The organism is Blautia sp. AF26-2, from assembly GCF_003460955.1.
GTDB lineage: Bacteria > Bacillota > Clostridia > Lachnospirales > Lachnospiraceae > Fusicatenibacter > Fusicatenibacter saccharivorans.
Map to the genome: position 1 here is coordinate 244720 of NZ_QTWD01000006.1, position 11497 is coordinate 256216.

9 protein-coding genes are annotated in these 11497 nt (G+C 53.3%); 7 read left to right on the forward strand and 2 right to left on the reverse strand.

What is annotated here, in order from left to right; translation table 11 throughout:
• Positions 1-216 carry a transposon-transfer assisting family protein gene (locus DWY63_RS10000; protein ID WP_003526257.1) on the forward strand — a complete coding sequence of 72 codons (216 nt, stop codon included), beginning with the start codon at positions 1-3 and terminating at the stop codon, positions 214-216.
• Positions 217-312: 96 nt separating this feature from the next.
• Here DWY63_RS10000 and DWY63_RS10005 read toward each other — a convergent pair whose 3' ends face one another.
• Complete coding sequence (locus tag DWY63_RS10005; RefSeq protein WP_117802001.1) at positions 313-1080, reverse strand: hypothetical protein; 768 nt, start codon at positions 1078-1080, stop codon at positions 313-315.
• Here DWY63_RS10005 and DWY63_RS10010 point away from each other — a divergent pair.
• The 6 genes from DWY63_RS10010 (at position 1079) to DWY63_RS10040 (ending at position 11100) form a co-directional block, all read left to right on the forward strand.
• On the forward strand, positions 1079-1423 hold the full coding sequence (locus DWY63_RS10010) for a TnpV protein (protein ID WP_435391139.1): 345 nt from the start codon (positions 1079-1081) through the stop codon (positions 1421-1423). The two genes, DWY63_RS10005 and DWY63_RS10010, sit on opposite strands and share 2 nt — an antisense overlap.
• Before the next feature lie 1496 nt (positions 1424-2919).
• Entirely contained in the window at positions 2920-9189 is a 6270-nt protein-coding gene (locus DWY63_RS18170; protein WP_442857754.1) for an SNF2-related protein, read from the forward strand.
• 1 nt (position 9190) lies between these two features.
• Positions 9191-10009, forward strand: a complete 819-nt coding sequence (locus DWY63_RS10020) for a DUF3849 domain-containing protein (RefSeq protein ID WP_117802003.1) — start codon at positions 9191-9193, stop codon at positions 10007-10009.
• A gap of 2 nt (positions 10010-10011) precedes the next feature.
• Complete coding sequence (locus tag DWY63_RS10025) at positions 10012-10350, forward strand: plasmid mobilization protein (RefSeq protein ID WP_003526263.1); 339 nt, start codon at positions 10012-10014, stop codon at positions 10348-10350.
• A 151-nt stretch (positions 10351-10501) separates the two neighbouring features.
• Entirely contained in the window at positions 10502-10804 is a 303-nt protein-coding gene (locus tag DWY63_RS10035; RefSeq protein ID WP_117802005.1) for a hypothetical protein, read from the forward strand.
• Positions 10801-11100: a CD1845 family protein gene (locus DWY63_RS10040; RefSeq protein ID WP_117802006.1), complete on the forward strand. Its 300-nt coding sequence runs from the start codon at positions 10801-10803 to the stop codon at positions 11098-11100. Before DWY63_RS10035 ends, DWY63_RS10040 begins: the two co-directional genes overlap by 4 nt.
• A 73-nt stretch (positions 11101-11173) precedes the next feature.
• On the opposite strand, the gene DWY63_RS10045 is transcribed toward DWY63_RS10040, so the two are convergent.
• The coding region (locus tag DWY63_RS10045; RefSeq protein ID WP_442857753.1) for a Fic family protein at positions 11174-11497 on the reverse strand (324 nt) is incomplete at its 5' end.

Sequence of the window (11497 nt, forward strand, 5' to 3'; positions counted from 1 at the left end):
ATGGGAAACTTTACTTTTGAGGAAATGAACCTGATGTGCATTTACAATACCGGCAGCCGCACCGGGCTGATTGACAGTCTGCGTGAGATGCGCGGCGAGCTTTCGCCGGAGGAAACAGAGCTGAGAGAGTTGACCGACAGCGCCCTTACGAAGCTCTGTGCGATGACCGATGAGAAGTTTGCCGAGCTGGAATTGTACCCGGATTTTGACCAGTAAACACCATAATCGCAGGGATGGGGTGGCGATCTGCCACCCCACCTTTTTACCCCAAAACCGAAAGGAGGACAGAACACTATGCCAACCAAAGCTGAACTATATGCACAGATGGCGGACAAGGTGGCAACGCAGCTCACGGGGAGCTGGCAGGAATGGGCAGGGTTTCTCACCACTGCTTCCCGACTTTACAAATACCCGTTCCATGAACAGCTGATGATCTACGCCCAGCGACCGGACGCCACTGCCTGTGCGGAGTACGATTTGTGGAATGAAAAGATGGGCCGGTATGTAAGGCGCGGTTCCAAGGGAATCGCTCTGCTGGACGATTCCGGGGACAGGCCCCGCCTGCGTTATGTCTTTGATATTTCCGACACCGGAACCCGTGAACATTCCCGCACTCCCTGGCTGTGGCAGCTGGAGGAGCGCCATTTGGATTCGGTGCAGGCCATGCTTGAGCGCACCTATGATGTTTCCGGTGATGACCTTGCCGGACAGCTCACTGAGGTAGCCGGAAAACTGGCTGAGGAATACTGGACGGAGCATCAGCAGGACTTCTTCTATATCGTTGACGGTTCCTTTTTGGAGGAATATGATGAGTTTAACATCGGAGTACAGTTCAAAGCAGCAGCCACCGTCAGCATCACTTACGCTTTGATGTCCCGCTGCGGACTGGAGCCAGAACGCTACTTCGACCACGAAGATTTCATGGCGATCTTTGATTTCAATACCCCGGCAACTATCGGGGCGCTTGGAACAGCGGTCAGCCAGATCAACCAGCAGGTGCTGCGGCAGATTGGCGTTACCGTCCGAAATGCAGAGCGCGAAGCCAACCAAGAAAGGAGCAAGCAAGATGAACAATCCCATGACCTATATCCAGAACGGAGACTATCTGATTCCCGACCTGAAGCTGAGCCAGCAGCGGTCGAAACCCCTGGGCAAGTACGGCAGGATGAGGAAAACCTACCTGAAGGAACATCGTCCCATCCTCTACAACCAGATGTTGCTGAGCGAGAAGCTGTACCCGCACCTTCTGGAGATCGACGAGACCGCCCAGAGCAGACTGGAGCAGATGATGCCCCAGCTGGCGAAGGAAGCGGGAGCCACCGAGGAACTGAAAGCCAGCGATCCCATGAAGTGGGTGGGGCTGATGAACACCTGCAAAGCTCAGGCCGAGGAAATCCTGATGGCGGAACTTATCAACAGCTGACCCTAAACCTGTTCCTCTCCGAAGCGGAACAGATCCAATCCATAGATGAAGCAGAGAATGTAGCGCATACATCCTCTGCTTTTTCTTTTGCCCAAAACGACATTGACCATGTACTGCGTTTGGGCGGCAATACAGACCGCCAGAGGGAGCGTGTGGTTGCAGCCTTTGAAAAGCAGAAAACCACCGCTGAGATTGCCGAGATACTGAAAACGCTGTACCACGGCGGCAACGGCCTTGGCAGCGTGAGTGCATGGTATGCCGAGGATGGTATCCATCTTTCTCATGGGAAGTCTGTCCGTTATGACAGGTCTGCCCAGGTCATTTCCTGGGAGAGCGCCGCAGAGCGTATCGGGGAGCTTTTGGAGAGCGGCCAGTTTGCCTCAAATGTGGAACTTGCAGAAGCGGCAGGCTATGAACGCTCCCTCCTTGCCACAAAGTTCTGGAACCTATATCACGATCTCAGTGAGGACGCCAGAGAAGCCGGATATTTGTCCTGCCTGTCAGAGATCAAAGGCAATGGGTTCCCGGAGGAGACCCACCGCCTGACGGAGCAGCTGAGTGACCCGACCTTCCGCCAGACTCTCAAGGAAGAATACGCTGCTTTCTGGACTGCCTATCAGCAGAACCGTGACCTGTTGCGTTTTCACTATCATAGGCCAAGGGAGATCTGGGAGAACCTGAAAGACCTTGACCTGCCACGCAGGACCTTTTCTTCGGATCTTTCCCAAGTGCCAACTGTCCAGCACTTCATTACCGAGGATGAGATCGACGCCGCTATGACCGGTGGCAGCAGTTTCGCCGGAGGAAAAGGTCGTATCTATGCGTTCTTCATGGCAAACCATACGGATAAGGAGAAAGTGAGATTCCTCAAAGATGAGTATGGCATTGGCGGACGCTCTCATGCCCTGTCCGGCGCAACACACAGCGGCGAAGATCACGATGGGAAAGGACTGCACTATAAAAAGCAGGACTGCCCGGATGTTCACTTGAACTGGGAAAAGGTTGCCAAGCGCATTACCTCTCTTGTCCAGAAAGGCCGCTATCTTACCGAACAGGAACAGGCGCAGTATGACAAGATCCAGGCTGAAAAGGAATTGGCAGAAGAAGATGCCATTCAAGCCCAGCAGCCGGAGGTGGAGGAAGAAACGCCAAAGCCTACCCTTCGGGAGCAGTTTGAGCAGTATAAGCCTGTGGTGACTGCCGCCATATCTGAGGATGTGGCATATCGAAATGCCTGCGGTCATTCCGACCGTGAAAATGCTGTCATCGAGGGCAATGCCGCTGTGCGCCGTGCGGTTCTTGGTTCTAAGGATATGGAGCTGATCCGACTCTATTCGGATGTGCCGGAATTCCGTCAGCGTTTACACCGGGAAGTGATCGACGAGACCTATCCAAAGCTCCATGAGCTTCTGCGCCCTCTTTCTCAGGAAGATATTGATACTGCCCTTTGTGCATGGAACGGCAATATCGAGAGTAAACACGCTGTTGTCCGCTATATGAAAGACCATGAAAGAGAAAAAGATACCGCCGCATGGCTGGCTCAGGAATACGGCGGCAGTAACAGCAACAGCCTGTTCGTTGTCCGTGCCGGCAGCCCGGAGGAAACGCAGCTGCCCTGGCCGAAGGTACAGCGCCGGATTGCCCAGCTCATTCAGGAGGACCGGTTCTATACCGAAGAAGAACAGAACCGTTTTGACGACATCGACCCAATCGCCATCCGGGAAGCTCTGGAAGAAAGAGGGATCGTCAACGGACAGGTGACAGACCCGGAAAAACTGGACAATGCCCCGTTTATCCAACAGGTGATGTCAGATGCAGAGCAGATCGCAGATGCCGAGACAGAGCAGACTTCCGAAGTTTCCATTTCCGATGAGGAATATGACGCAGTTCGCCGCCCAATTCCGCAAAGAACCTCCTACGACCCAGCCGCCCCGGTCTATGCCGTGGGCGATACCGTGTATATCGAGGATGACGCCTATCAGATCACAGAGCTGCGGGAGGACACCGTACAGCTTCTACCCACCGGGATGGTATATCCCATCTACCGGGCAGAGCGCAAAGAACAGTTCGAGCAGCTGCTTCGGGCAGACCGCCGCAATGCTTACTATACCGAGTTTCTTCCTATTGACCCGGACAAGGCAGATCAAGACTTGCGGGATGTATTGGCTCATGGACTGATGGATGAAGCGGATAAAAAGCAGCTTTCCACGCTGCTGCAATCCGGCAGGAGCAACAGCGAGATCGCCTACTGGCTGAGCAGAGCCTATTCCGGTGAGATCGAGACACTGAATCTGGAGACCGGCGATATTGCCGATTACCGTACCACGGCACAGGGCATAGAACTGGAAGTCATGGATGCAGAGGAAAAGCGTCTGGCTATGCTGTATTTCCGCTGGGATGAGGTTGCACCTTTGCTGCGCGGGATGTATGCCCGTCAGCTGGATGGCTTTGGACAGGAACAGCCCCAATCGGCTACCGAATCCCCGGCCTTCCATTCCGAGACCATGGCCGTCTATCCGGGCGATAAGAACAATCTGCCTTATGATGTGGTGGTGGAACGACTGCATATCGAGGAGCCGGAGCCACCAGCCCCTGTGACTGAGCCGGAGAAAACCTTTGAGGAAGTGTTGGATGAACACCCGGTTTCCATTCAGGTCAATGGCCAGTGGCAGACTTTTCCCAATGCCAGAGCCGCCGAGGAAGCCGCTTACGGGGAATACAAGGACAACCTGCGCCGCACCGCTGAGAATTTCCGTATCACCGACGACCACCTGGGCGAAGGCGGTCCGAAAGCCAAGTTCCAGGCAAATGTCAATGCGATTCGTTTGCTGAAAGAGCTGGAAGCTGCCGGACAGCAGGCAAGCCCCGAACAGCAGGAGGTTCTTTCTCGATACGTGGGCTGGGGCGGTCTCTCTGATGCGTTTGACCCGGAGAAACCGGCATGGGCTTTAGAGTATGCCCAGCTAAAAGAACTGCTGACCCCGGAGAAATATGCCGCCGCCAGAAGCTCTACCCTCAACGCCCATTACACCAGCCCTACGGTCATTCAGGCCATCTATGAAGCGGTGGACCGTATGGGATTTGAGACCGGAAATATTCTGGAGCCGTCTATGGGTGTGGGCAATTTCTTTGGTATGCTGCCGGAGAAAATGCGAAACAGCCGTCTGTACGGCGTGGAGCTGGACCCTGTTTCCGGGCGCATCGCAAAGCAGCTCTATCCCAAGGCGGACATCACAGTAGGCGGCTTTGAGACCACCGATAGGCGTGACTTCTTTGACCTTGCCATCGGCAATGTACCTTTCGGTCAGTATCAGGTCAATGACAAAGCCTACAACAAGCTGAATTTCAGTATTCACAACTACTTTTTCGCCAAAGCACTGGACCAGGTGCGTCCCGGCGGCGTGGTGGCTTTTGTAACCTCCCGCTATACTATGGACGCCAAGGATTCCACCGTGCGCCGCTATCTTGCCCAGCGTGCCGAGCTGCTGGGAGCTATCCGTCTGCCGAATGACGCGTTCAAAAAGAATGCCGGTGCCGAGGTGGTATCGGACATCATCTTCCTCCAAAAGCGGGACCGCCCGCTGGACATTGCACCAGAGTGGACGCAGACCGGCATTATCAGGGTTCCCGCAAAGTCGCAAGACTTTGTGGGAGAAGGAGGAGCGACGGAGCAAGCGAGCTTTTCGCCGCAAGGCGGAAACGAGCAGGCGCAGTCCGCGACGACGCAGGATGGGTTTGCCATCAACCGGTATTTTATCGACCACCCGGAAATGGTGCTGGGCAGACAGGAGCCGGTAAGCACTGCTCATGGTATGGATTACACCGTGAACCCTATCGAGGGACTGGAGCTTTCCGACCAGCTGCATGATGCTGTGAAGTACATTCATGGCACTTATCAGGAGGCAGAGCTGCCGGATCTGGGCGAAGGCGAAGCCATTGACACCTCCATTCCTGCCGACCCAAATGTGAAGAACTATTCCTATGCCATTGTAGACGGGCAGGTGTACTATCGGGAAAACAGCCGCATGGTGCGCCCTGACCTCAACGCCACCGCCGAAGCCCGCGTGAAAGGTCTTGTGGGACTGCGTGATTGTGTGCAGGAACTGATCGACCTTCAGATGGATGCAGCGGTTCCAGACAGCACCATTACCCAAAAACAGGCGGAACTGAACCGGCTCTATGATAGCTTTTCTGCCAGATACGGTCTCATCAACGACCGTGCAAATCGGCTGGCCTATGCAGATGATTCTTCCTATTACCTGCTCTGTGCGCTGGAAGTTATCGACGAGGACGGAAAGCTGGAGCGCAAGGCGGATATGTTCACCAAACGGACCATCAAGCCCCATCAGGCAGTGGCTACTGTGGATACGGCAAGCGAAGCACTGGCGGTGTCCATCTCGGAAAAGGCCTGCGTAGATATGAGCTATATGAGTCGGCTTACCGGAAAAACAAAAGAAGAACTGGCCGGAGAGCTGCAAGGCGTGATCTTCCGTGTACCGGGACAGCTGGAACAGGACGGCACACCCCATTTTGTGACTGCTGATGAATACCTGTCCGGGAATGTGCGCCGCAAGCTGCGTCAGGCGCAGCGGGCGGCACAGCAGGACCCTTCTTTTGCAGTCAATGTGGAAGCTCTTACCGCCGCCCAGCCCAAAGACCTGGATGCGTCGGAGATCGAGGTGCGCCTTGGTGCCACCTGGATCGACAAGGAATATATCCAGCAGTTTATGTACGAGACCTTCAACACCCCGTTTTATCTCCAGCGCAGCATAGAGGTCAACTATTCCTCCTTTACTGCTGAATGGCAGATCAAGGGGAAATCTTCCGTATCCTACAACGATGTGGCAGCTTATACCACCTATGGGACCAGCCGCGCCAATGCTTATAAGATTTTGGAGGACAGTCTGAACCTGCGGGATGTCCGTATCTATGACACCATAGAGGATGCGGATGGAAAAGAGCGCCGCGTGCTGAACGCCAAGGAGACCACTCTGGCTGCCCAAAAACAGCAGGCTATCCGGGAAGCCTTTAGGGACTGGATCTGGAGAGACCCGGAGCGCCGCCAGACTTTGGTGCGCCAGTATAACGAAGAAATGAACTCTACCCGTCCCCGCGAGTATGATGGCAGCCATATCACTTTTGGTGGCATGAACCCGGCCATTACCCTGCGGGAACACCAGAAAAGTGCCATCGCCCATGTGCTGTATGGCGGAAATACCCTGTTGGCACACGAAGTAGGCGCGGGCAAAACCTTTGAGATGGTGGCCGCTGCGATGGAAGCCAAACGCCTGGGCTTGTGCCAGAAATCTCTCTTTGTGGTTCCCAACCACTTGACCGAGCAGTGGGCGTCGGAGTTTCTACGTCTCTATCCTTCCGCCAATATCTTAGTCACCACAAAAAAGGACTTTGAGACCCATAACCGAAAGAAGTTCTGCGCCCGTATTGCGACCGGTGACTACGACGCCATCATCATGGGACACAGCCAGTTTGAGCGTATCCCAATCAGCCGGGAGCGCCAGGAAAGGCTTCTCTATGAGCAGATCGACGAGATCACTGAGGGCATCGCAGAGGTGCAGGCCAGCGGCGGCGAGCGTTTTACCGTCAAGCAGCTGGAGCGTACCCGAAAATCTCTGGAAGCCAGACTGGAAAAGCTGCAAGCCGAGGGACGAAAAGACGATGTGGTAACCTTCGAGCAGCTGGGTGTGGACCGTTTGTTTGTGGACGAGGCCCACAACTATAAAAACCTGTTTCTATACACAAAAATGCGGAATGTGGCTGGTCTTTCCACATCGGATGCACAGAAATCCTCCGATATGTTTGCCAAGTGCCGCTATATGGATGAGATCACCGGAAACCGTGGCGTGATTTTTGCCACCGGCACACCAGTCAGCAACTCTATGACCGAGCTTTACACCATGCAGCGTTACCTTCAGTATGAACGCCTGCAAGAACTGAACATGACCCACTTCGACTGCTGGGCTTCCCGATTTGGGGAGACCGTCACAGCATTGGAGCTGGCGCCGGAGGGAACCGGCTACCGGGCAAGAACGAGATTCAGCAAGTTCTTTAATCTGCCGGAGCTGATGAACCTGTTCAAAGAAGTGGCGGACATTAAGACTGCCGACCAGTTAAATCTCCCTACCCCGGAAGTGGAGTACCACAACATCGTGGCGCAGCCCACCAAACATCAGCAGGAAATGGTCAAAGCTCTTTCGGAGCGTGCATCGCTGGTACACAGCGGAACTGTTGACCCGTCCCAGGATAACATGCTCAAGATTACCTCGGATGGCCGTAAGTTGGGGCTTGACCAGAGGATCGTCAACCAGATGCTGCCGGACGAACCTGGCACAAAGGTCAATCAGTGTGTGGACAACATCATGCAGATCTGGCGGGACGGCAAAGCTGACAAGCTGACCCAGCTGGTGTTCTGCGACATTTCTACACCACAGGCCAAAGCTCCTGCAAGCAAGGCGGCGAAAACGCTGGATAATCCACTGCTTCACGCATTGGAAGGCGCTGTGCCTCTGCCGGAACAGGAACCGACCTTTACGGTATATGACGATATTCGTCAGAAACTCATTGCTCAGGGGATGCCTGCCGACCAGATCGCTTTTATCCATGAAGCCAATACCGAAGTGCGGAAAAAGGAGCTGTTCTCTAAAGTCCGTACCGGTCAGGTTCGTGTCCTTTTGGGCAGCACCGCCAAGATGGGCGCAGGCACCAATGTGCAGGACCGTCTGGTGGCACTTCATGATCTGGATTGTCCGTGGAGACCCGGAGACCTTGCCCAGAGAAAGGGGCGTATCGAGCGTCAGGGCAACCAGAACCCCCTTGTTCATGTGTACCGCTATGTGACCGAGGGAACCTTTGACGCATACCTCTGGCAGACAGTGGAGAACAAGCAGAAATTCATCAGTCAGATCATGACTTCTAAATCGCCGGTGCGTTCCTGCGATGATGTGGATGAAACAGCCCTCAGTTTTGCCGAGATCAAGGCTCTGTGTGCCGGAGATCCCCGCATCAAGGAGCGTATGGATTTGGATGTGGAGGTATCCCGCCTGAAGCTGATGAAAGCCGACCACCAGAGCAAGCAATATCGTCTGGAGGACCAGCTGCTCAAATACTTCCCGGAGGAGATTGAAAAGCACAAAGGTTTTATCAAGGGCTTTGAATCCGATCTGGAGGTTTTGACAGCTCACCCGCACCCGGAGGACGGTTTTGCTGGTATGGAGATTCGTGGAGACCTGCTGACCGATAAGGAGAACGCCGGTGCAGCCCTTTTGGATGCCTGCAAGGAGGTCAAAACCTCCGATCCGGTGCAGATCGGCAGCTACCGGGGTTATGCCATGTCCGTGGAATTTTCCGCTTGGAAACAGGAGTATACGCTCCTGCTGAAAGGACAGATGACCCACCGGGCAACCCTTGGTACAGACCCTCGCGGAAATCTTACCCGTATCGACAATGCCCTCGCCCAGATGCCCCAGCGTCTGGAGGCGGCAAAGGCCCAGCTGGATAACCTCTATCAGCAGCAGGCTGCCGCAAAGGAGGAAGTCGGAAAGCCATTCCTTTATGAAGAAGAACTGCGAAGCAAAAATGCCCGTCTGGTGGAGCTGGATACTTTGCTCAACATCGACGGAAAGGGACAGGCGCACGCAGAGGCTGTTGTTGCCAAAAGCACACGGACTTCGGTGCTGGACAGCCTGAAGCGTTCGGCGACGCCCCGCAGTACAGACAAGAAACCAAAACAGCATGAGGAGGTGCGATAACATGAATACCAATAATCTGAATACGGCCCTTTATGAAAAGATGGCCACTGAGCAGGAAAAATATAGGGACTGGTTGAAAAGCCAGCCCCCGGAAGAAATCCTGCACCACACCTATGAATATACTGTCCGTGAGGATATTGTGATGGCGATGGAGGAGCTGGAGCTGACCGACGCACAGGCCCAGGCGCTTTTGGAATCTCCCTCGCCGCTGGCGGATGTGTACCGTTATTTTGAAAAGCTGGAGACCGGCTATATGGATATGATCCGGGACAGCATTGAGAACCGTGCCGACGATGTGTGCAGAGCTAAAGAGGAACTGCGAACAACACCGGTCTATCCCCATTCAGCTGCTTATGCGAGAGAACATGGGGAGCTGGAGCAGTACCGAGCTTCCAACAATGTAAATCTCCAATGCAAGGAGTCCATTGAAGCGGCGGTGCGGGAACACTTCGACGGAATGTATCTCAGCCACGATGCGGCAAAGGGTGTGATCGAGACCTATGGCATGGAGCGTGTATCTATGGTTCTGTCTAACACGGTCCAGCTTCAGGACTGGGATGGGCGCTACTCCCGACGCAACAAAGAATGGGCCAAGACTATTCCCAACGATAATCCCGAAACCGTCCGTTGTGGTTATGCCTTAAACAGCCACCCTGCTGTGCTGGATGGTTTTATTGATCTGGTGCGTGAAGAACAGCAGCGCAGCCGTACCCAGAGAGAAAAACTGGAACCGTCCCGTCCCTCAGTACGGGATAAGCTCAAACAGGAGCTGCCCGCCCATAAGTCTGCCGCCCCGAAAAAACGGGAGCTGGAGCGATAACCATGGCAAAGCGCAAGCGGGATGTGCCGGTTTTGTTTTGGGTGTCCGCAGAAGAACTGGAACTGATCCATCAAAAGATGCAGCAATACGGGACAGAAAATCTGAGTGCTTATCTGCGGAAAATGGCGCTGGATGGTTATGTGGTCAAGTTGGAACTGCCAGAGCTGAAGGAGTTGGTCTCCCTGATGCGCCGAAGCAGCAACAACTTGAACCAGCTGACCCGCAAAGTGCATGAGACCGGGCGGGTTTATAATGCTGACTTGGAGGATATATCCCAGCGGCAGGAACAACTGTGGGAGGGTGTGAAGGAAATCCTTACCCAACTCTCCAAACTTTCATAACAGGGATAGATACTCCATTTGCGGAGGGAGGAACGGCGTTTCTTCGCCGCACCTTCCTCCGCTTTTTCTTTTTGTCTGTATCCTTGTCTTTTGCCTGTCCGTACCAGATAATATGAGTAGAATAAGAAGCGTAGCAAAGGAGTGAAAACAGATGTTGACCTTTGAAAAGGTGCTGGAGATTTTTGCGGATTACCTGACCGCAGACGAGACCATAGAAGTTTATATCAGCCGCCATGGATGTGTAAGAGTTGAATTTGACCAAGATTTTCACTATTGCTCTGGCGAGGTGTGCCATACTCCCAAGGAACTGTTCGACCTCTTAGCCGATGATTACCGGACTTATCTGGAGATTGAACTGACCAAAGGAAAACGGGAAGTGACGGAAGATGATGAGAGAGAAGCGGATGCCCTGTGCAAACGGTATCTGGAGCGTTGGAGGGAAGAACTGGAATGAAGATTTTGAAAAGCTTGCTGATGATTGTAACTGCACCGGTCATTTTGGTGTTGACGCTTTTTGTCTGGCTCTGCATGGGGCTGATCTACATATCCGGTCTGGTGCTTGGTCTGCTCAGCACGGTAATTGCTCTGCTTGGCGTGGCTGTGCTTATTACCTATTCCCCGCAGAATGGTGTGATTTTGCTGGTTATGGCATTTTTGATTAGCCCGATGGGGCTGCCGCTGGCTGCGATCTGGCTGCTGGGCAAGGTACAGAGTTTGAAATTTGCGATCCAGGATTGGGTGTATGGGTAAATGATGTGAATATAATTTGAAATGAAAAGAAGCAGGACAAAGGGAGATGAGACCCAATGCCCTGCTTCTCTGTTTATTCGGAACGAACTGTAATATATTTTTGATGTTTACTTTTCGGTTTATCGGGAAGTGTCATTTTGAGTGTTCCATTGTTCAATAGCGGACGCAGATATTTTTGTGTAAAGTTTTTTGTGTTTTTGTATCCACAGTGTTCTGCGATTTCTAATTTTGAATGTGGTTCTATGCAAAATGCAAGGATTTTATCATGGGTTGCATCATGGGTTGCATCATGGGTTGCGTCATAGGTCTTATCATGGGTCGTTTCTATGATAGAAGGACCATGATGGTAATTTACATTTTTCAAGATGACTCTGAAATCTGTCGCTGTTGAGGAAAA

Bases quoted from the DNA above. Each gene is read 5' to 3' on its own strand.
- DWY63_RS10000 (WP_003526257.1), top strand. From the start codon at position 1: ATGGGAAACTTTACTTTTGAGGAAATGAACCTGATGTGCATTTACAAT.
- DWY63_RS10010 (WP_435391139.1), top strand. From the start codon at position 1,079: ATGACCTATATCCAGAACGGAGACTATCTGATTCCCGACCTGAAGCTG.
- DWY63_RS10005 (WP_117802001.1), bottom strand. From the start codon at position 1,080: ATGGGATTGTTCATCTTGCTTGCTCCTTTCTTGGTTGGCTTCGCGCTC.
- DWY63_RS18170 (WP_442857754.1), top strand. From the start codon at position 2,920: ATGAAAGACCATGAAAGAGAAAAAGATACCGCCGCATGGCTGGCTCAG.
- DWY63_RS10020 (WP_117802003.1), top strand. From the start codon at position 9,191: ATGAATACCAATAATCTGAATACGGCCCTTTATGAAAAGATGGCCACT.
- DWY63_RS10025 (WP_003526263.1), top strand. From the start codon at position 10,012: ATGGCAAAGCGCAAGCGGGATGTGCCGGTTTTGTTTTGGGTGTCCGCA.
- DWY63_RS10035 (WP_117802005.1), top strand. From the start codon at position 10,502: ATGTTGACCTTTGAAAAGGTGCTGGAGATTTTTGCGGATTACCTGACC.
- DWY63_RS10040 (WP_117802006.1), top strand. From the start codon at position 10,801: ATGAAGATTTTGAAAAGCTTGCTGATGATTGTAACTGCACCGGTCATT.